General features: G+C 69.8%; 21 protein-coding genes and 1 pseudogene. 8 read left to right on the forward strand and 14 right to left on the reverse strand.

Annotated elements, in window-relative coordinates:
* Positions 1 to 152 precede the first annotated feature (152 nt).
* Together purD and ACLFRB_RS07735 are read left to right on the forward strand one after the other, a co-directional pair.
* Positions 153 to 1,430 carry a phosphoribosylamine--glycine ligase gene (gene purD, locus ACLFRB_RS07730; RefSeq protein WP_411068439.1) on the forward strand — a complete coding sequence of 426 codons (1,278 nt, stop codon included), beginning with the start codon at positions 153 to 155 and terminating at the stop codon, positions 1,428 to 1,430.
* A pseudogene (locus ACLFRB_RS07735) lies at positions 1,427 to 2,001 on the forward strand (L-threonylcarbamoyladenylate synthase). Before purD ends, ACLFRB_RS07735 begins: the two are co-directional and overlap by 4 nt.
* A 177-nt stretch (positions 2,002 to 2,178) precedes the next feature.
* Here the strand turns inward: ACLFRB_RS07735 and yihA are convergent.
* Positions 2,179 to 2,790 (reverse strand): ribosome biogenesis GTP-binding protein YihA/YsxC, encoded by a 612-nt coding sequence (gene yihA, locus ACLFRB_RS07740; protein ID WP_411068440.1) that lies wholly within the window; start codon positions 2,788 to 2,790, stop codon positions 2,179 to 2,181.
* Positions 2,791 to 2,952: 162 nt separating this feature from the next.
* Between yihA and ACLFRB_RS07745 the strand changes: the two genes are divergently transcribed.
* On the forward strand, positions 2,953 to 3,297 hold the full coding sequence (locus tag ACLFRB_RS07745) for a c-type cytochrome (RefSeq protein WP_411068441.1): 345 nt from the start codon (positions 2,953 to 2,955) through the stop codon (positions 3,295 to 3,297).
* 115 nt (positions 3,298 to 3,412) lie between these two features.
* Positions 3,413 to 4,075 carry a c-type cytochrome gene (locus ACLFRB_RS07750; RefSeq protein WP_411068442.1) on the forward strand — a complete coding sequence of 221 codons (663 nt, stop codon included), beginning with the start codon at positions 3,413 to 3,415 and terminating at the stop codon, positions 4,073 to 4,075.
* A gap of 604 nt (positions 4,076 to 4,679) precedes the next feature.
* On the opposite strand, the gene ccmI is transcribed toward ACLFRB_RS07750, so the two are convergent.
* From ccmI to thiE, 11 genes are all read right to left on the reverse strand, one after another.
* Positions 4,680 to 5,924, reverse strand: a complete 1,245-nt coding sequence (gene ccmI / locus ACLFRB_RS07755; protein WP_411068443.1) for a c-type cytochrome biogenesis protein CcmI — start codon at positions 5,922 to 5,924, stop codon at positions 4,680 to 4,682.
* Complete coding sequence (locus ACLFRB_RS07760; protein WP_411068444.1) at positions 5,921 to 6,409, reverse strand: cytochrome c-type biogenesis protein; 489 nt, start codon at positions 6,407 to 6,409, stop codon at positions 5,921 to 5,923. Before ACLFRB_RS07760 ends, ccmI begins: the two co-directional genes overlap by 4 nt.
* Entirely contained in the window at positions 6,406 to 6,942 is a 537-nt protein-coding gene (locus ACLFRB_RS07765) for a DsbE family thiol:disulfide interchange protein (protein ID WP_411068445.1), read from the reverse strand. Before ACLFRB_RS07765 ends, ACLFRB_RS07760 begins: the two co-directional genes overlap by 4 nt.
* A gap of 3 nt (positions 6,943 to 6,945) precedes the next feature.
* A complete protein-coding gene (locus ACLFRB_RS07770) occupies positions 6,946 to 8,943 on the reverse strand; it encodes a heme lyase CcmF/NrfE family subunit (RefSeq protein WP_411068446.1) in 1,998 nt (665 codons plus the stop codon).
* Positions 8,944 to 8,956: 13 nt separating this feature from the next.
* Positions 8,957 to 9,412, reverse strand: a complete 456-nt coding sequence (ccmE, locus tag ACLFRB_RS07775; protein ID WP_411068447.1) for a cytochrome c maturation protein CcmE — start codon at positions 9,410 to 9,412, stop codon at positions 8,957 to 8,959.
* 10 nt (positions 9,413 to 9,422) lie between these two features.
* Complete coding sequence (gene ccmD, locus ACLFRB_RS07780; protein WP_411068448.1) at positions 9,423 to 9,578, reverse strand: heme exporter protein CcmD; 156 nt, start codon at positions 9,576 to 9,578, stop codon at positions 9,423 to 9,425.
* Positions 9,579 to 9,581: 3 nt separating this feature from the next.
* Positions 9,582 to 10,325 (reverse strand): heme ABC transporter permease, encoded by a 744-nt coding sequence (locus ACLFRB_RS07785; RefSeq protein WP_411068449.1) that lies wholly within the window; start codon positions 10,323 to 10,325, stop codon positions 9,582 to 9,584.
* 81 nt (positions 10,326 to 10,406) lie between these two features.
* Positions 10,407 to 11,075: a heme exporter protein CcmB gene (gene ccmB / locus ACLFRB_RS07790; protein ID WP_411068450.1), complete on the reverse strand. Its 669-nt coding sequence runs from the start codon at positions 11,073 to 11,075 to the stop codon at positions 10,407 to 10,409.
* Between the two features lie 2 nt (positions 11,076 to 11,077).
* The gene (gene ccmA / locus ACLFRB_RS07795) at positions 11,078 to 11,740 is read right to left on the reverse strand and encodes a cytochrome c biogenesis heme-transporting ATPase CcmA (protein WP_411068451.1); all 663 of its coding nucleotides are present in this window, start codon (positions 11,738 to 11,740) and stop codon (positions 11,078 to 11,080) included.
* Positions 11,741 to 11,974: 234 nt separating this feature from the next.
* Entirely contained in the window at positions 11,975 to 13,258 is a 1,284-nt protein-coding gene (gene hemL / locus ACLFRB_RS07800; RefSeq protein ID WP_411068452.1) for a glutamate-1-semialdehyde 2,1-aminomutase, read from the reverse strand.
* A gap of 71 nt (positions 13,259 to 13,329) precedes the next feature.
* Positions 13,330 to 13,998: a thiamine phosphate synthase gene (gene thiE / locus ACLFRB_RS07805; RefSeq protein WP_411068453.1), complete on the reverse strand. Its 669-nt coding sequence runs from the start codon at positions 13,996 to 13,998 to the stop codon at positions 13,330 to 13,332.
* A gap of 96 nt (positions 13,999 to 14,094) precedes the next feature.
* Here thiE and ACLFRB_RS07810 point away from each other — a divergent pair, with 96 nt between their 5' ends.
* Entirely contained in the window at positions 14,095 to 15,228 is a 1,134-nt protein-coding gene (locus ACLFRB_RS07810; protein ID WP_411068454.1) for a glycosyltransferase, read from the forward strand.
* 242 nt (positions 15,229 to 15,470) lie between these two features.
* Here the strand turns inward: ACLFRB_RS07810 and thiD are convergent, their stop codons facing one another.
* On the reverse strand, positions 15,471 to 16,340 hold the full coding sequence (thiD, locus tag ACLFRB_RS07815; RefSeq protein ID WP_411068455.1) for a bifunctional hydroxymethylpyrimidine kinase/phosphomethylpyrimidine kinase: 870 nt from the start codon (positions 16,338 to 16,340) through the stop codon (positions 15,471 to 15,473).
* Between the two features lie 53 nt (positions 16,341 to 16,393).
* Positions 16,394 to 16,813, reverse strand: coding sequence for a protoporphyrinogen oxidase HemJ (hemJ, locus tag ACLFRB_RS07820; protein WP_411068456.1), 420 nt, complete (start codon positions 16,811 to 16,813; stop codon positions 16,394 to 16,396).
* A gap of 105 nt (positions 16,814 to 16,918) precedes the next feature.
* On the opposite strand from hemJ, the gene ACLFRB_RS07825 reads away from it, so the two are divergent.
* The 3 genes from ACLFRB_RS07825 to ACLFRB_RS07835 all read left to right on the forward strand — a co-directional run bounded on the left by ACLFRB_RS07825 (position 16,919) and on the right by ACLFRB_RS07835 (position 19,799).
* Positions 16,919 to 17,560, forward strand: coding sequence for a hypothetical protein (locus ACLFRB_RS07825; protein WP_411068457.1), 642 nt, complete (start codon positions 16,919 to 16,921; stop codon positions 17,558 to 17,560).
* 169 nt (positions 17,561 to 17,729) lie between these two features.
* The gene (locus ACLFRB_RS07830) at positions 17,730 to 19,019 is read left to right on the forward strand and encodes an adenosylmethionine--8-amino-7-oxononanoate transaminase (protein ID WP_411068458.1); all 1,290 of its coding nucleotides are present in this window, start codon (positions 17,730 to 17,732) and stop codon (positions 19,017 to 19,019) included.
* 117 nt (positions 19,020 to 19,136) lie between these two features.
* Entirely contained in the window at positions 19,137 to 19,799 is a 663-nt protein-coding gene (locus ACLFRB_RS07835) for a hypothetical protein (RefSeq protein WP_411068459.1), read from the forward strand.
* Positions 19,800 to 19,853 lie beyond the last annotated feature (54 nt).

Consider the following 19,853-nt stretch of genomic DNA (forward strand, 5'->3'; position numbering starts at 1 on the left):
ACAACGAGGTGATCGAGGCGGCCGACGAGCACGGCCTGGCCATGGTCCTGACCGGCATGCGCCACTTCCGGCACTGAGCCCAGGCGGACCGGCCGGGGAGAACAGCGCGTCCACCCGCCCGGGTGGACCCAGCACGGTGGGGAGCAGCGAGCATGCGCATCCTGGTAATCGGTGGTGGCGGACGCGAGCACGCGCTGGCCTGGAAACTGGCCCGGAGCCCCCGGGTGGAAAGGGTGGTCTGCGCCCCGGGCAACGCCGGCACCGAGGCCGAGCCCAAGGTGACCAACGCCCCGGTGGCGGACGACGATCTGGATGGATTGCTGCGCCTCGCCCGGCGGGAGGCGGTGGACCTGACCGTGGTGGGTCCCGAGGCGCCCCTGGTAGCGGGGGTGGTGGACCGTTTCAAGGCAGCGGGGCTCCGCTGCTTCGGTCCCACCGCGGCGGCGGCGCGCCTGGAGGGCTCCAAGGCCTTCGCCAAGGACTTCATGGCCCGCCACGCCATCCCCTCGGCCGCCTACGGTACCTTCACCGATCCGGCGGAAGCCCGCGCCTTCGTGGAGCGCCTGGGCCGCCCGGTCGCGGTCAAGGCCGATGGCTTGGCCGCCGGCAAGGGGGTGGTGCTGGCCGACAACGTCGCCGAGGCCAATGCGGCCGTGGAGGAGATGCTCGGCGGGCGCTTCGGCGGGGCCGGGGCCCGGGTGGTGGTGGAGGAGCGCCTGGAAGGCGAGGAGGCGTCCTTCCTCTGCCTGGTGGACGGCGAGCACATCCTGCCCCTGGCCAGCTCCCAGGACCACAAGACCCTCCACGAGGGGGACACCGGCCCCAACACCGGCGGCATGGGGGCCTATTCCCCGGCCCCGGTGGTCACCAACGGCGTGGCCCATCGGGTGATGGAGGAGGTGGTGAGGCCCACCGTCGCGGGCATGGCCGCCGAGGGGGCTCCCTTCCGGGGTGTGCTCTACGCCGGGCTCATGATCCACCAGGGCCGGCCCCGGGTGCTGGAGTTCAACTGCCGCTTCGGCGATCCCGAGTGCCAGCCGCTGATGATGCGCCTGCGCAGCGACCTGGCCGACCTGCTGGAGGCCGGGGCCGAAGGCCGGCTGAATACCCGGGAGGCGGCCTGGGACCCGCGCCCGGCGCTGACGGTGGTGCAGGCGGCGGAAGGCTACCCTGGACCCTACGAAAAGGGCCGCCCCATCGAGGGGCTGGAGGCGGTGCCGGAGGGCGACCAGCTCAAGGTGTTCCACGCCGGGACTGTGCGCGGGCCCCACGGAGTGGTGACCGCGGGCGGACGCGTCCTGGGGGTCACCGCCCTCGGCGCCAGCGTGTCCGAGGCCCGGGATCGCGCCCTGGGCGCCGCCGGGCGCATCCGCTGGCCGGGCGTGTATTACCGGCGGGACATTGGGCACCGCGCCCTCGGGCGGGGCTGAGGCAGGCACCGTGGCGGAGGTGCCCCTGCTGGACGCGGAGGACGCCGCGGTCCTGCTCCGGGAGGGCGGGGTCCTGGCCTACCCCACCGAGAGCTGCTTCGGCCTGGGCTGCGACCCCCGGAATCAGGCCGCTGTGGAGCGGATCCTGGCGGCCAAGGGACGGGCCGAGGCCAAGGGCCTGATCCTGATCGGCGGCGTCTGGGAGCACCTGGCCCCCTACATGGGCCGGCTGACCGTCCCCATGCGCCGGCGTCTGGCCCGGGCGTGGCCGGGGCCCGTCACCTTCCTCGTGCCGCCCTCCGCGGCGGTACCGCCCTGGGTGCGGGGCGAACATCCCCGGGTGGCCCTGCGCTGGACCGCCCACCCCCACGCCGCCCGCCTGTGCAAGGCCTTCGGCGGCGCCCTGGTTTCCACCAGCGCCAATCGGGAAGGTGAACCGCCCGCCCGTAGCGCGGTCCAATGTCGGGCGGTCTTCGGCTCCCTGCTGGATGGCTGCCTCCGGGGCCGGGTGGGTCCGCGACGGGAACCGTCGGCCATTATCGACCCGGCAAACGGGCGCCGGCTCCGGTAGCAAAAATTTTTTTCGGACCGCCGGAACTCCCCCGATCACTAGCCCTCTAATCTTGTGAGACGGCCGAAAGCCGTCTCCGGCCCTGCCCCGCCCGTCAGGGCCGGTTCCTGGTGCCGCCCCTTCCCCGGGGGCGGGTGGAGCCCCGGTTTTCCCCCTTTTCCGGGGCTCTTTTTTTGTCTATTCGTCGGACCCCAGCCCCAGCCAAGCCCCTAGCCTCTCCCGCGCCTCCTCCACGCCGGTCCTTTTGAGCGCCGAGAACAGCTGTACCCCAACCTCCGGAAAACGACTGGCCAGGTCCGAGCGCAGGAAGTCCAGGGTCCGGCGGGCTTCGTTCTTCTTGGCCTTGTCCGCCTTGGTCAGCAGGACATGCAGGGGCAGGTCGTAGAAGTCGGCCCACTCCAGCAGCTGCTTGTCGAAGTCCCGCATGGGGCGGCGGATGTCCATGATCAGAACCAGGCCCGCGAGGCTGCGGCGCTCGTGGAGGTATTCCTCCATGAGGCGGCCCCACTGGGCCTTCACCTGTGGTGGCACCTTGGCGTAGCCGTAGCCCGGCAGGTCCACCAGGCGACGCTCCTCGCCGCCCAGACCGTAGAAGATGAGCTGCTGCGTGCGACCCGGCGTGGAGCTGGTACGTGCCAGCTTCTTGCGCTGCAGGATCGCGTTCAGGGCGCTGGACTTGCCCACGTTGGAGTGGCCGGCCAGCGCCACTTCCCGGCCGACGTCCGGGGGAAAGTCCGAGACACGGGCGGCGGCGATCAGGAAGTGGGCTGCAGGAAGGGTGACGTCCATGAGGGCAAATTTGACCCATGTATAAGAGTGTTCTTATACTATAAAGTTGGCGCGGATCAGACAAAAGGTTTGACTTGTACGAATACGATAAGGGCGCTTGCGATTTCCGATTCGATCGGCCCGGGGCCGATCCCATTCTCCGTTAGACCGGGAGGAAAAACCATGAAGAAACCCCTGATCGCCGTGGGCACCGGTGTGGTGCTCGGCCTCGGCGTCGGTATCGCCCAGGCCCAAGACGGCGAGGCTGCTGCCAAGGAGCTGGGCTGCACCGCTTGCCACGCGGAAGCAACCAAGCTGGTAGGCCCCTCCTATCAGGACGTCGCCGAGCGGTATGAGGGCGATGAGGCCAAGATCCTGGAGACCGTGCAGGACAACGTGGAGAACGGCGGCTCCGGGAATTGGGAGGAAGAGACCGGGGGGACCCCCATGCCGCCCCAGCCCGACGCCGCCGGCGAGACCGAGCAGCTGGAGGCGATCGCCTCCTGGATCTCCGGGATGGCCGAGTAGGAACCCCTAGCCGCCTGGAGGTGGCCCTCCGGGCGCGAGCGAGGCCGGGGTGATACCCTGGCTGCGCTTGGATAACGGGAACCGGGTTCTCGTTCCACAAGTAAGGAGACGGTCAATGCGGACAATGATTTGGGCGGCCGCCATGGCGAGCGCTCTCGTAGTCTCCCCGGCTCTTGCCGCCGAGGACCAGGACAAGGGAGATGCCGAGGCGGGCAAGGAACTGGTGATGCAGGGCAAGCCTGATGAGGACGTTCAACCGTGCCAGGCCTGTCACGGCGAAGATGGCGCGGGCCAAGCCGCTTCGAACTTTCCCCGTCTCGCTGGCCAGGACGTGAAGTACATGGTGAAGCAGATGGAAGACTTTGCCAGCGAGGACCGGGCCAACTACCCCACAATGAAGGGGATCGCCGAGGGCCTGTCCGAAGAGGAGAAGTGGGATGTGGCCCGCTATTACCACGAGCAGGAGGTGGATACCGAAGAGGCCGATGCGGATTCCTCGGTGATCGAGACTGGCGAGCGGATCGCCGAGCGCGGCGTCCCAGAAGAGGACGTACCGGCCTGCACCTCCTGCCATGGCCCCGAGGGCAAGGGCGTGCCGCCGGTTTTCCCGCAGATCGCCGGGCAGCACGCTGGCTACATCCAGAAGCAGCTCCAGGACTGGGAGGGCGGCAGCCGCGAAAACGATCCGGCTGATATGATGACCGAGATCGCTCCCAAGCTGTCCGAGGAGGAAATGGAGGCTGTGGGCGCCTACTTCAACAACGTGGACGCCGAGTAACAAGGCCTTTCGGCTGGGCTCCCGCTTTCTTGCGGGGGGCCCACCGCCTGAGGGACCCGCATAGCGGGTCCCTTTTTTTATTCCAAACTACGGGCTGGCTTCGGCCAAGGGAGTTTCGTTATTCCCCTGGCGGAGGCGGTTTCGTCGCGCCCCACGGGGGTCTCACACGCTCGGTCTACCCATCCACGTCCACCAGGCGGGCCCTTCAGCTGCCAAGGAAAGTTTCCCGGGAGGCAAAAGGGCTGAACCAGCCCCGCAGCCCCGGGTGCCGACGACTAGCCAGTGTCCTGTCTCAAAAATTCGTTACATTTTTGAGCTTCCTGCGCCGGTTCGGAGCAAGGCGCGCCGCCGAAGGCGTGGTGGGCCCACGTCGAGGAGGCGCAACGCCGCGCCGGGCCGGCGCAGGAGCTCCCTGCGGGCGAGCCGGGAGGGCGGACGGCGCGGCGTCGCCAGGCCTTGACGGGCGGGCAGCCCACCTGCGGCCCGGCTCCTTGCGGCGCCCGCCCTCCCGACTCGCAAAATTGCAACGAATTTCTGAGACAGGCCACTAGATGTGCCCATGGAGGGAGAGCGCGGGGGGGCAGCCCGGCTAGCCCCCGGCGCCCTATTGGACCACTTGGTCGATGGTGACGGAGACCTCGCGGCCGTCACGCACGCTGAGCGGGTCGGTGAGGCCCTCAAGGTCGCCGGGCTGGGCCTGAGGCTGCCCGCCCTTGGAGATGCGCGCGCCCACCACCACGCGCTCCTGGGAGGAAAGCGTGCGGTCCCCGGACATGGCCTGAGAGTCGTCAAGGGTGACCTCCACGGGGAGCTCTTCCACCGGCTTGCGCACCGCCGCCACGGGCATTGGAGGCCCCTGGGCGGCTCGGGCAAAGATGAAGACGGTGTCCTCTGGCTCGGTCTGCTCCCGCAGTTCCCCGGCAAGCTCTACCCGAACCTTCATGGCCGGACCGCCGGAGGCCTCGGACTCAGGACGGTCAATGGAAACTTCCTCGGGGCTGATCCCCTCGGCCTGGGCGATGTAGCCCTTGAGCATCTCAAAATTCCGATTATCCGGGGGCATCTGGGCGGCCAAACGGCGCCAGAGCCGGCCCGCCTCCTCACCCTCGCCCCTGGACATGGCGGCCGATCCGGCCATCCACAGGGCCAGGGTATTGTCGGGGTCCTTTTCCAGGGCCTTGTCCAACAGTTCGGTAACCTCCCCGGTCAGCTCGCGGTTATTGGCCAGGGCGATGGCCTCGGCGTAATGGGCCAGCAGCTGGGGCTCGTCGCCCAAGAGTCGCCGGGCCCGACGATAGGCCTCCACCGCCTCGCCGAACTGCCCTTGTTCCCGATAGGTCTGGCCAAGCAAGACCCAGGCTTCCCCAGTACGGGGTTTCTCCTCCAGAAAGGCGCTTAACCGACTGGCGCGCTGCTCGGGCGGCATCTGGGAAAAGGAGCGGATCTCGCGCTCGCTCAGGCTGGTGGGGGGCGCCTCGTCCACCAGCTGGGGGCGGCCGGTGGCGAAATAGAGGGAGACGGCCACCACCGGGAGGCCGACCAATAGGCCCACGACCGTCTTGCCACCGATGCCTGTACGCGGGCCCGGGGCCGATTCCTTGTCCTCGCTGCCGGGGACCTCGCGCAGCACCTCCCGCTCCAGCTCCGCGCGGCCTTGCTCGTACTCCTCGGGGGTGATCTCCCCCCGGTCCCGCTCGGCGGCGAGCTCGGCGAGGCGATCGCGGAACACGGCGAGATTGGCCTCGCTGTAGGAGGTCTCGCTGGCCCGGGAGCGCCCTAGCAAGGCCGGGATGACTGCCAGGGCGGCCGCGACGATCAAGATTGCGACAGTGATCCAGAAAAGCGTCATTGAGAGGAATCCTTCTCGGAATCGGTGCCGAGGAGCCGCGCGGCGCGTTCCTGCTCATCGGGGGACAGGTCGTCCGGTTCGGCCTGCTCGCGGCCCCGGGAGACGGCCAGCCAGATCCCCGCCCCGATCAAGAGCAGGGCGAAGGGGCCGAACCACAGCAGGTAGGTGGCCGGACGCATGGGAGGACGGTAGAGGACGAACTCGCCGTAGCGGTCCACCAGATAATCAACCACCGCCTCCTTGTTTTTGCCCTCTTCCACGACCTGCTGGTAGACCTCGTCACGCAGGTCCTGGGCGAGGTCGGCTCGGGAGTCGGCCAGAGACTCGTTCTGACAGACAAGGCACCGCAGATCTTCCAGGAGGGCGTCGTAGCGCTCCTCCTGGGCGGGATTGTCGAAGTCCCGGATGGGCTCGGGGGCCGCCAGGGGGGCCCCCAGGGGGCCAAGAGCCAGGGCCAGGACGAGAAGGGCGGTCCAGAATCTCATGATTCGCCTCGCAGCTCTTGAACCATGGGCAGGATGGTGGTGCGGAAGTCCTGCCGGGTCATGGGGCCGATGTGCTTGTGGCGGATGATGCCTTCGCGGTCCACCACAAAGGTCTCGGGAACGCCGTAGACCCCCAGGTCGATGCCAGCTTCACCCTCGGGGTCGTACAGGCTGACGTCGTAGGGGTCGCCGCGCTGCTCCAGCCAGCGCTGCGCGTCCGGCCGCTCGTCCTTGTAGTCGAAGCCGATGATGGCGAGGTTGGGGTGGTCGCGGCTGGCCTCCATGAGGACGGGGTGCTCCTGGCGGCAGGCAACGCACCAGGAGGCCCAGACGTTCAGGAGGTAGACCTGCCCCTTCAGCTCCTCGGTGGAGACGGCCCGGTCGGGGTCGCCCACGGAGGCCAGGGTAAGGTCGGGGACCTCCTTGCCAACCAAGGGCGAGGGGACCCGCTCGGGATCCATGGTCAGCCCGATGCCAAGAAAGATCACCAGCACCACGAACAAGACCAGGGGAATCAGGTAGCGCAGGCGCACGGCTCAGCCCTCCCCGGCGGCAAGGGGCTCAGCGGCGGTGTTCCGGGCGGTCTCCCGCCGGCGCGCCAGCCGGTAGCGCCGGTCGCTGACGGCCACCAGGCCCCCGGCGGCCATGAACAGGCCTCCCAGCCAGATCCAGCGGACAAAGGGCTTGTGGTAGATGCGGACGCTCCACGCCTCGCCCCGTTCGTCCACGGGCTGGCCCAGGGAGACGTAGAGATCGCGGGTCAGGCCCGGGTCGATGCCTGCCTCGGTCATGGGCTGGCCCCCGGAAGCGTAGTTGCGCTTCTCGGGGTGCAGGACCGTCACGTCGCGATCGCCTTTACTCACGGAGAGGGTGCCCTGGGCGGCCTCGTAATTGGGGCCCTGGACTTGTTCCACCCCGTCGAAGCGGAAGGTGTACCCGGCCAGCTCGGTGGATTGGCCCGGCTCCATGCGCAGGCGGGTCTCCGACTCCTGGGTGCTGGAGATGGTAATCCCCACCACCGTCACCGCCAGACCCAGGTGGGCCAGGGCCATGCCGTAGGTCCCGGCAGGCAGCCGGCGCAGGCCCTCCAGGATGCCGCGCTTGCTGGAGAGCTGGGTCCAGACGGCCTGTACGCTGGTGATGGCGACCCACACCGCCAGCACCAGCCCCAACGCCACCATGAGGTAGTCGGCGGCGGAGGTGACCATGGCGGCCGAGCCCAGGCCCAGGACGGCGGTGCCGACCAAGGCGTAGCGCAGGTGGCGCCAAAGCCGGGAGGCGTCGTCACGCTTCCACCGCACCAGGTTGCCCACCCCGAGCAGGAGCAGCAGGCCAACCATGATGGGCACGAAGACGGCGTTGAAGTAGGGCGGGCCCACGGATAGCTTGCCCAGGTCAAGGGCCTCGACCACAAGCGGGTACAGGGTGCCCAGCAGGACGGTGGCCATGGCCACTACCAGCAGGATGTTGTTGGCGAGCAGCAGGGTCTCGCGGGAGATCTTGGAGAACCGGGTGCCGCTGTCCAGGGCCCCCGGACCGCGCAGGGCGTAGAGCAGCAGGGACCCGCCCACAACCAGGGCGAGGAAGGCCAGGATGTAGACGCCCCGGCTGGGGTCGGAGGCGAAGGCGTGGACCGAGGTGAGCACCCCGGAGCGCACCAGGAAGGTGCCCAGCAGGGACAGGGAAAAGGCGGTAATGGCCAGCAGCACGGTCCAGCTCTTGAATACGCCGCGCTTCTCGGTCACCGCAAGGGAGTGGATCAGTGCCGTTCCCACCAGCCAGGGCATGAAGGAGGCGTTCTCCACCGGGTCCCAGAACCACCAGCCGCCCCAGCCCAGCTCGTAGTAGGCCCACCAGCTGCCGATGGCCACGCCCAGGGTCAGGAAGATCCAGGCCACGCCCACCCAGGGCCGCGTCCAGCGGGCCCAGGCCGCGTCCAACCGGCCGCCCAGGAGCGCGGCGATGGCGAAGCCGAAGGCCACGGTCATGCCCACGTAGCCCATGTAGAGGATGGGCGGGTGCATGATCATGCCGATGTCCTGCAGCAGCGGGTTCAGGTCCGAGCCGTCGGAGGGCACCGGGGTGAGCCGTTCGAAGGGATTGGAGGTAAACAGCATGAACAGGTGGAAGCCGATGCTCACCAGCCCCATGACCCCGAGGACCCGAGCCCCGAATTCGGCCGGCAGGCTCCGGCTGAACAGCGCAACGGCCAGCGTCCAGCCGGCCAGGATCAGCGCCCAGAGCAGGATGGAGCCCTCGTGGCCGCCCCATACCGCGGTGACCCGGTAGTAGAGGGGCAGGAGCTCGTTGGAGTTCTGGGCCACGAAGGCCACGGAGAAATCGTTGACCACGAAGGAGTAGGTCAGGATGGCGTAAGCCACGGCAATGAAGCCGAACTGGACGATGGCGGCGGGCCGGGCCACCGCCATCCATTCCGGAATCCCCCGCGCCGCCCCCCACAGGGGAAGGACGGATTGGGCGAGGGCCATGCACAGGGCCAGGATGATCGCGATTGTGCCGAGTTCTGGGATCATGGGGGAGAGCTGCCTACTTGTCGGCCATGGAATGGGGGGGCTCGCCGTCGGCATTCTCCAGGGCCTCGGCGGCCTCGGGGGGCATGTACTCTTCGTCGTGCTTGGCCAGCACCTCCTCGGCCAAAAAGACCCCCTCGCCGTTCAGTTTGCCGTTGGCGACGATGCCCTGCCCCTCGCGGAACAGGTCGGGCAGGATGCCGCTGTATTCAATGGGCACGTCTTGGGAGGTGTCGGTGATGACGAAGCGCACGTCGAGGCTGTCATCGTCCCGTTCAACGCTGCCCTCCTTCACCAGTCCGCCGACCCGGAAGGTGCGGTTCTCCGGGGCCTCGCCCTCGGCGATCTCGCTCGGGCTGTAGAAGTACACCAGATTCTCCTGGAAAGCGGTCAGCCCGAGGGCGGTGGCGCCGCCGATGCCAATCAGGACGAGCAGCACCAGGTATAAGCGTTTCTTGCGGCGGGGGGTCATCCACTCCTCCTCAACGCCGGTTGCGGCGAGCCATCTGCCGGAGGATCCGGCGCTCGCGCCAGTGGGGAACGATGAGATTCACCAAAAGGACCACCAGGGCAAGCCCGTAGGACGGCCACACGAAGACGCCGTAGCCGCCCATGTAAAAGAATTCCTGTAGTGTCATCCCTTAGTTCCCCTTCTCGTCCGCCAGTTCCCGAACCCAGCTGCTGCCGGCCTCCGATTCCAGGATCTCCACCCGGACGCGCTTAAAGGCCACCGTGAAGAAATAGAGCGTGAAGGCCGTGGCCATGATCAGCAGGGGGATCAGCATGCCCACCGAGATGGAGGGCGCGTCGAACTTGGTGACCGTGGGGCCCTGGTGCAGGGTGCTCCACCATTCCACGGAGTAGTGGATGATGGGGATGTTGACCACGCCCACCAGGGCCAGCACCGCCCCCGCCCGAGCCGCCGTGCGGCGATCCTCGATGGCCGACTGCAGGGCGATGAAGCCCAGGTAGAGGAACAGCAGGATCAGCTCGGAGGTGAGCCGGGCGTCCCAGACCCAGTAGGTGCCCCACATGGGCTTTCCCCACAGGGAGCCGGTGACCAGGGCCAGGAAGGTGAACGATGCCCCCAGGGGCGCGGAGGCGCGCATCATGGCCTCCGCCACCTTCATGCGCCACACCAGGGTGATGATCCCGGAAACGGCCATGACCATGTACACGAACATGGACATCCAGGCCGCCGGGACGTGGATGAAGATGATCCGGTAGCTGTCGCCCTGCTGGTAGTCCGCCGGCGCCACCACCAGGCCCCAGTAGGTCCCTACCACCAGCAGCAGGGCGGTGACGGCGCCCAGCCAGGGCGTCAGGCGCCGGGAGAAGCCGTAGAAGTAGCGGGGGGAGCCGTACTTGTGGATCCACTGGAACATGACTAGCCCGCCTCGCATGCAGTGGGTAGGTGTGTGGCAGTCATCAGGAAACCCTCGAATATGTGCCGCCGCGGGGATCGCTCAGGCGACGCTGATGCGCAGGGCCGCGGCGGTGGCCAGGGGCGCCAGGGTCAGGGCCAGGATCAGCAGGGCGGCCAGGAAGTAGAGCTGCCCGGCTACCGGCAGCCCGGCGGCGGCGTTGTCCACGGCCCCGGCGGCGAAGATTAGCACCGGTATATACAGCGGAAGCACCAGCAGGGTCAAAAGCAGCCCCCCGCGGCGCAGGCCCACCGTCAAGGCGACGCCGATGGCGCCCACCATGGACAGCACCGGGGTGCCCAGGGCCAGGGTGGCCAATAGCACCGGCAGCGCCTCCAGGGGCAGGTGCAGGAACAGGGCCAGCAGGGGCGAGATGAGGATCAGAGGCAGCCCGGTCACGAGCCAGTGGGCCAGGACCTTGGCCACCACCAGCAGCGCCGGGGAGTGCGGGGACAGCAGCATCTGCTCCAGGGAGCCGTCCTCGAAGTCGGAGCGGAACATGCCGTCCATGGACAGGGTGGCGGCCAGGAGGGCCGCCACCCAGAGAATCCCCGGGGCAACGCGGGTGAGGGTGTCCTGCTCCGGGCCCAGGGCGAGGGGAAACAGGGTCACCACAACGATGAAGAACATCAGGGGGTTGCCCAGTTCGCTGCGGTGGCGGAGGGCCAGGGTGAGGTCGCGCGCGAGGATGGCGGCGAAGGCGTGGCCCATGGTCAGTCCCCCTCCGCGGCGGCTTCGGGGCCCAGGTGGATGCGCGACATGGTGGCATCGCCCAGGTCCACGGGCTGGTGGGTGGTGATCAGCGCCATGCCGCCGGCCTCGCAGTGCTCGCGGAGCAGCGACTCCACGTAGGCCTTGCCCTTGCGGTCCAGGGCGTTGAAGGGCTCGTCCAGGATCCACAGCGGCGTGGGGTGGAGGAGCAGGCGCGCCAGGGCCACGCGGCGGGTTTGGCCGGCGGAGAGCTCGCGTACCGGCTTGTCCTCGAAGCCCGCCAGGCCGATGCGGGCCAGGGCCTCGTCGGGGTCCATGGCGGCCCGGCCCGCGCCCAGGGCCGAGGCCACCCGCAGGTTCTCCAGGGGGGTGAGGTCCGCCTTCACCCCGTGGGCATGGCCGATGTAGGTGAGCGCCTCCAGGAACTCCGGCCGCACCTCCTCCACGTTGGCCCCGTTCCAGCGCACCTCCCCCTCGGCGGGCAGGGCCAGCAGGCAGAGGATGCGCAGCAGGCTGGTCTTGCCGCTGCCGTTGGCGCCCTCGATCTGGATCAGCTCCCCGGAGCGAAGGGAGAGGTTGAAGCCCTCGAACAGCACCCGGTCCCGGCGCACACAAGAGAGCCCCACCCCCTCGAGCCGGGGGGCGCTCCCTTGCGCGGCAGCCACGGGCCCGTTCCCGGGCTGGTCTGCGGGGGGTGCGGCCGCGGGCTGCCGATCCGTTTCGCTTGCCATGGAGATGCCGGGGTAGGTTGCCTGGAGTGCGACGGAGCGCAAGCTTAGCATGGGGCCGGTTCGGCTGTCATGGCGCCCCCTTCCGGGCGATTCGGGACCCTGAGACGCCGAACGGCCCGGAAGGTTCCGGACCGTTCGGGCAATGGCCGCACTGCCCAGAAGCGGCGCCTAGGCGATCCCCGCGAGCACCTTGTGGGCCGCCTCCAGCGTGGCGTCCACGTCGGCGTCGGAGTGGGCGCGGGAGAGGAAGCCCGCCTCGAAGGGCGAGGGCGCCAGGTAGACCCCCTCCGCCAGCATGCCGTGGAAGAACTGGGCGAAGCGGTTGGCGTCGGCGTCCGCCACATCCCGGAAGGTGCGCACCGGCCGGTCCGAGAAGAAGATCCCGAACATGGCCCCCACGTGGTTCTCCACCATGGGCACCCCCACCTCGGCGCCGGCCTCGGCGAGGCCCTCGGCGAGCCGGGCAGTGCGCTGTTCCAGGTCGGCGTGGAAGTGGGCGTTGTTGATGGCCTTCAGGGTTGTGATCCCGGCGATCATGGCCACCGGGTTCCCCGACAGGGTGCCGGCTTGGTAGACGGGGCCCTCCGGGGAGAGGTGGGCCATGATCTCCTTCTTGCCGCCGAAGGCGCCCACCGGCATGCCGCCGCCGATCACCTTGCCCAGGCAGGTGAGGTCGGGGGTGACGCGGTAGTACTCCTGGGCCCCGCCAGCGGCCACCCGGAAGCCGGTCATCACCTCGTCGAAGATCAGCACCGTGCCGTAGCTGTCGCACAGGTCGCGCAGGCCCTGCAGGAAGCCCGGCTCCGGCGGCACGCAGCCCATGTTGCCGGCCACGGGCTCGACGATGATGGCGGCCACCTCGCGGCCGATGTCCTCGAACAGGGCGGTGGCGGCGTCGATGTCGTTGTAGGGCAGGGTATGGGTGTGCTGGACCAGGTCCTTGGGCACGCCGGGGCTGCTCGGCACGCCCAGGGACAGGGCGCCGGAGCCCGCCTTCACCAGCAGGCTGTCCACGTGGCCGTGGTAATTGCCCTCGAACTTCACCACCTTGTCGCGGTTGGTGTAGCCGCGGGCCAGGCGCAGGGCACTCATGGTGGCCTCGGTGCCGGAATTGCACATGCGCACCTTGTCCACCGAGGGCACCATCTCGGTGATCAGCCGCGCCATGTCGGTCTCCAGCTCGGTGGGGGTGCCGAAGCTCGTGCCCCGGGCCACCGTCTCCTGGATGGCGGAGACCACCTCCGGCGCGGCGTGGCCCAGGATGAGCGGCCCCCAGGAGCCCACGTAGTCGATGAACTCGCGGCCGTCGGCGTCCCACATGCGGCTGCCTTCGCCCCGCTCCATGAACAGGGGCGTGCCGCCCACGGGCTTGAACGCCCGCACGGAGGAGTTCACACCACCGGGGATGTACTTCTGGGCTTCGGCAAAGAGCTGTTCCGACCGCGTCGCCATGACACCACTCCAAAGGGGGGTTCCGGGAAACCGATCAAGCTAAAAGGTGCCCCCGTGGCTGTCAATCGCCCTCACCAGTGCAGGCGCAGGAGGTTGTTGAGGCGCTGTGCGGCCTCCCGGATGTCCGGGGCGTCCAGGATGCCGCTGATGGCGGCGGCCGCGTCGGCCCCGGCCAGGGCCAGGGGTCCGGCGTTGTCCGGGGTGATGCCGCCGATGGCGACGATGGGCAGGTCGAGCTGCGCGCGCGCCCGCTTCAGCAGGGAAAGCGGCGCGCGCACCGCGGCCGGCTTGGTGGGGGAGGGGTAGAAGGAGCCGAAGGCCACGTAGTCGGCGCCGGCGCGGCGGGCGGCGAAAGCGCGGCCGATGTCGTTGTAGCAGGAGGCCCCGATGATGGCCCCCGGGCCCAGGAGCTGCCGGGCCTCGGCGATGGAGGCGTCGTCGCCGCCCAAGTGCACCCCGTCGGCGCCGGCGTCCCGGGCCAGCCCCGGGTCGTCGTTGACGATGCACAGGGCCCCGTAGTCGTGGCACAGGGCCACCAGACTCCGCGCCTCCTCCAGCCGCCGGTCGCGGTCGGTGCCCTTGTCGCGGTACTGCACCAGGCGCAGCCCGCCCTCGAGGGCCTCGCGGGTGGCGGGGAGCAGGCGGTCGGCGGACAGGTGCTCGCGGTCGGCGATCAAGTAGGCGCCGCGGATGGGCGACAGGCGGTGGTCCATGACGGCGGCAGTGGCTTCCCCTGGCATGGCTCGGGTGCTCCCATGGGTTGAAGGTACGGACTTGTTCCATCTTGGGGCGCGGGGCGGGAAGCTCAACCCCCCGCCTGCCAGGGGGAGGTGAGGGTGGAGAGCGCTCTGTTCTGGCTGGCGGCCGGTGGCGCGGCAATCTGGATCGGGGTTCTGGTGCTGCCCGGGCGGCCCTGGAGCACCCGGGAGCGTCTGGATCCGGCACCCGGTACCGGCGCCGCCGACCTCCGGGACGTCACCGCGGTCATTCCTGCCCGCGACGAGGCCGCCTGCATCGGCCGCACCGTCCGTGCCCTGGCTCGGCAGGGAAGGGGCCTGCGGATCCTGGTGGTGGACGACGGCTCCACCGACGGCACCGCGGCGGAGGCCCGGGCCGCGGGCGGCGAGGGGGTGACGGTGCTTCACGGCGAGCCCCTGCCCGCCGGCTGGCAGGGCAAGGTGTGGGCCCTGGAGCAGGGGCTGCGGCGGGTGGCCACGCCCTACGTCCTGTTCCTCGACGGCGACATCGAGCTGGCCCCCGGCACCCTGGCGGCGCTGCGGGACAAGCTCCGGGCCGAGGGCCGCAGCCTGGTGTCGCTGATGGCGGCCCTGCGCATGGAGACGGCCTGGGAGCGCCTGCTCCTGCCCGCCTTCGTCTTCTTCTTCAAGCTGCTCTACCCCTTCGCCCGGATCAACCGGCCGGATCGCCGCGCGTCCGGCGCGGCGGGGGGCTGCGTGCTCCTGGAGGCGCAGGCCCTGGAGCGGGCCGGGGGGCCGGCGGCCATCCGCGACGCGGTCATCGACGACTGCGCCCTGGCGCGGCGGATCAAGCGGGCGGGCGGTTCGGTCTGGCTGGGGCTCACCCGCTCGGCGCGCAGCCTGCGGGCCTACCGCTCGCTGGGGGAGATCCACGGGATGGTGGCCCGCACCGCCTTCACCCAGCTGCGCTATTCGGCGGCCCTGCTCGCCGCGGCCACCGCCCTCATGGTCCTGGCCTTCTGGGGCCCCCTTCTCGGTCTGGCGGCGGGCGGCCTGTCCGGGCGTCTGGCCGGTGGGCTGGGGCTGGCTGCCATGGCCGCCGCCTACGCCCCCACCCTGCGCTTCTACGGCCTGAGCGCCCTGCGGGGGCTGGCGCTGCCCCTAGCGGGCACCCTGTTCCTGGCCATGACCTGGTCCTCGGCTTGGCGCTATTGGCGGGGAGTGCGGACGCGCTGGAAGGGGCGGACCTATGCCCGGGAGGGGCCGGCGTAGGAGCCCCCTGTAGGAGCCCACTTCAGTGGGCCATCCAAATTTGGGCTCTGGTGCCTGCTCAAGCAATCGCCCACTGAAGTGGGCTCCTACGGAGGGCTTTGGCCTTATCTAGCAAGGTGGTAGTAGCTTTGCGGGTGTCCCCTGGAGGCAGTTGGCCCGCAAGGCTTGCAAAAAGGAGCGCTCACAAATTCGCCCGCCTGCAACGGAGCGAAGTAACTCCAGGGGCCCGGAGGCTCCCCGACTCAGTCCTCCTGCTCCCAGCTGTGCCAGTGGAACAGCCGGTTGGGCACCGCCTGGCCGTGGCCGGGGGTGTAGGCGGCGCGCAGGGCGCGGAAGGTGAAGTCGATGCCGGTGCGCACGGACTCCACCACCTCGCGGCCGTCGGCCAGGGCGCAGGCGATGGCCGTGGACAGGGTGCAGCCGGAGCCGTGGTAGCCGCGGTCGGGCAGGCGGTGGTGGGAGAAGCTGGCCTCCTCCTGGCCGAAGGAGAACAGCCGGTCGGTGACCACTTCCTCCTCGGGGTGGCGATGGCCGCCCTTCAGGAGGACGAAGTGGGCGCCCTCCCGCAGCAGCTCGTCGGCGACGGCCTCGGGCACGGTCTCGCCGCCGGTGAGCGCGTGGGCCTCGTGCTCGTTGGGCGTCAGGACCGTGGCGCGCGGGAACAGGGTGCCCTGCAGGACCCCGGCCAGGTCCTCCTGGGCCAGATCCCCGCCGCCCTGGGCCACCAGCACCGGGTCCACCACGGCGGGGATCTCCGGGTGCTCCGCCAGCAGATCGGCCACCGCGCGGGCGTTGTCGGCGCTGCCGAGCATGCCCACTTTTACGGCGGCCACCGGGATGTCGGCGAGCACCGTGGCCACCTGCTGGCGCAGCTCGTCGTCCGGGGTGACCCGGAACCCGTGCACGTTGCGGGTGTCCTGTACGGTCAGGGCGGTGACGGCGGCCGCGCCGTGGCAGCCGAAGGCGGCGATGGTGGCCAGGTCCGCCTGGATGCCGGCGCCGCCGCTGGGGTCGGAGCCGGCGATGGTCAGCACGGTGGGCGGGGCCACCGTGTCCAGCACCTCCGCCGCCTCGGTGGCGGGATAGACGACCGGTTTGCCTTCTTCGGCCATGGGAGATCCCTTCGGCTGATTCGGAAGATGGGCCGCCGGCTTCGACGGGGCCCCTATCCCCCGGGCTTGAGCTCCACCAGCAGCACGATGACCACCAGCAACAGCGTGGGGAATTCGTTGAGGGCCCGGTAGAACCGGTCGCCCCGGGTGTTGGCGTCGGCGGCGAACACCTTGCGCAGGTGGCCAAGATAGAAGTGGTAGGCCAGCAGCACCACCACCAGGGCCACCTTGGCGTGCAGCCACCAGCCGGCCCCCCACCAATAACCGAACCACAGCCACAGTCCCAAGGCCACCGTCACCACCATGGCCGGGGTCATGATGCCGCGGTACAGGCGCCGCTCCATGGTCTTGAACAGGGCGGCGGTCTCGGGGTGGGGGTCGGCGGCGTGGTATACGTAGAGCCGGGGGAGGTAGAACAGCCCGGCGAACCACGCCACCATCGCCATGATGTGAAACGCCTTGATCCAGAGCATAGCCGCCTTCCGGGGATGTGCCGCAGTTTCCAAGGTGCGCCCGGAACGATAGCATACGAAGCGGACGGCGGCCCGGCACGGGCGCCCAGCCGAGGAGGCACAGCCATGACCACTCCGGACAGCCGGCGGCGCATCCTCCTGACCCAGGAGGCGGCGCGCCTCATGGTGGAAGAGGGCATCAAGGACTTCGGCGTGGCCAAGCGCAAGGCCTCCCGGCACCTCGGCGGCGGGCCGCGCAACACCAAGGACCTGCCCACCAACCGTGAGATCCAGGACGAGGTGGAGCTGCGCCTGCGCATGTACCGGGACACCCCCGACAGCCGGGCCCACCTCCGCAACCTGCGCGAGGCCGCCCTCGACGCCATGCGCTTCCTCGCGGAGTTCCGCCCGCGCCTGGTGGGCTCGGTGCTCGACGGCACGGCCACCGAGCACTCCGACGTGAACCTGCACCTGTTCGCCGAGACCCCCGAGGACGTGGAGATCTTCCTCCACGATTCCGGGATCCCCTTCGAGCGGGCGGTCCACCGGCGCCAGGTGGGCAAGGAAGCGGACGAATTCCCGGCCATCGCCCTGGTGGTGGACGGCGTGCGGGTGACGGCCACCATCTTCCCGCCCGAGGGCATCCGCCAGGCCCCCCGCTCCTCGGTCACGGGCAAGCCCGTGGAGCGGGCCAAGATCCCCCAGGTGGAGGCGCTGATCGCCGAGGAGGGGGAGCCCCTGCCCACGGGGACCGGCACGGACGACTGAGGGCGGCGGGGCCGGAATGCCGGGTCCCGGCGGCCGTTCCGTCGCCCGCTGAAGCGGGCTCCTACCGCCGGCTATCGGCACTCGTAGGAGCCCGCTTCAGCGGGCGATTCAACCGGCCCGGGCTCCCGAACAGCCAAACAGCACTCGGAGAAAAAGGGGCCCCGAACCCATGACGTCCAACCCCACCCATGGCACCGAACGGAGCGATTGGCCCGAGCGGTCCCTGGACCACGTCTGGTACCCCTACGCCCAGATGCGGGACATGGCCCCGCCCGTGCCGGTGGCGGGGGTGGAGGGCACCCGCATCCGCCTCGCCGACGGCCGGGAGCTGGTGGACGGCACCTCCTCCTGGTGGTCCGCCTGCCACGGCTACCGCCACCCCCACATCATGGAGGCGGTGCACCGCCAGCTCGACGTGCTGCCCCACGTGATGCTCGGCGGCATGACCCACGAGCCGGTGGTGCGCCTGGCCGAGCGCCTCGCCGCCAAGGCCCCCGGGGAGCTGGCCCACACCATGTTCACCGAATCGGGCTCCGTTTCGGTGGAGGTGGCCCTGAAGATGGCCCGCCAGTACTGGGACAACCGGGGCGAGACCCGGCGCGACACCTTCCTCGCCTTCGACAACGGCTACCACGGCGACACCGCCGGCTGCATGGGGGTGTCGGACACCTACCGCGACCTGCGTCCCCGCTTCACCGGCCTCGCCCACGAGCACATCACCGTGCCCCTGCCCGCCGAGGAGGGACCCTGCGAGCTGGAGCGGGTGCTGGCGGAGCACGGCGACCGCATCGCCGGGGTGGTCATCGAGCCGCTCATCCAGGGGGCCGGCGGCATGCTGGTGCACTCCCCGAAGGTGCTGCGCCGCGCCGCGGACCTGGCCCAGGGCGCGGGCACCCTGTTCATCGCCGACGAGATCGCCACCGGCTTCGGCCGCACGGGCAGCCTGTTCGCCTGCGAGCAGGCCGGGGTGGCGCCCGACATCATGTGCCTGTCCAAGGCCCTCACCGCCGGCACCATGCCCATGGCCGCCACCATGGCCACGGAGCAGGTGTTCGACGGCTTCCACGGCGACGACGAGTCCACCGCGTTGATGCACGGCCCCACCTTCACCGGCAATCCGCTCGCCGCGGCCGCCGCCAACGCCTCCCTCGATCTCTTCGAGACGGAGCCGCGCATGGCCCAGGCGGCCGCGCTGGAGGCCCAGCTCGCCGAGGAGCTGGGCCTCCTCGGTGAACTCCCGGGCGTGGTGGATGTCCGCATTAAGGGAGCCATGGGCGCCGTCCAGGTGGCCACGGACCGCCACAAGGACTGGATGCGCCACCGCTTCGTGGAGCACGGCGTGTGGATCCGCCCCCTGGGCGACGTCGTCTATGTCACTCCCCCGCTGACCCTCGCCGCCGGGGACCTCTCCCGCCTGACCGATGCCATGGGCCGGGTGGTCCGGGAGGCCTTCGCCTGAGGCAGCGCGGTGCCGCGCTTTCCGGGATGCGTGCTTGCAATGGTGCCCCCCGGTGCGCGATGTTTGTGAGAAAAACCGGGTGCGGTTATCTGATCCAGGGAGGAGGCGAGCTCAGCCATGGCCATGGCCCAGCCCCAGCAATCGCCGAATATCATGAGTATGGCCATCCGTGACCCCCACCGAGGCCTGTACCAGGTGGCCTTCAACGACGGGGTTTCCGGGGTCCGGGTGGAGATCCCATTCGAGGAAGCGGCCAGCGTGCGCGAGGCGCGCATCAAGGCCGAGCACACCCTCCAGTACCAGGAGTGGCTGCGGCACAAGCGCCTGCGTGAGCACCGCATCCGGCAGCTGGTGGGGGACTACAACGGGCTGGTCTACAGCCGGCCCGCCCCCGGCAGCGACGACCTCACCGACGTGGATCCGGACGGCATCGCCGACCACCTGATCGACCGCTTCGCCGAGGGCGAGCGCCGCAGCGTCTCCTACGGCGTGGGCGCCATGCTGCGCCACACCCTGGTGCTGCAGGAGGCCGCCCATCGGCTCCAGGGCGAGGGGGAGTGGTCCCTGTCCTACGCCTACCGCATGCTCGAGGACCTGCGCCTGATCCGGCAGCTGGGCGAGTCCCTCGCCGTGCGCGAGGTGGAGAAGGACGCCCGGCTGGAGGACGCCGTGCGCTACTGGAACGCCATCAAGGACGGCCACCTTTCCCCGGCCATCCGCGACCAGCTGCGCCGCCGCGCCAAGTCCTGGCTGCGCCGCTACATGAGCCAGCCCGACTGAGGGGTGGCATCGGCGAAGGGATGAACGCGAAGACCGGGAAGCGATTCCCGGTCT

This window comes from Thiohalorhabdus sp. (assembly GCF_046545655.1).
Lineage (GTDB): Bacteria > Pseudomonadota > Gammaproteobacteria > Thiohalorhabdales > Thiohalorhabdaceae > Thiohalorhabdus.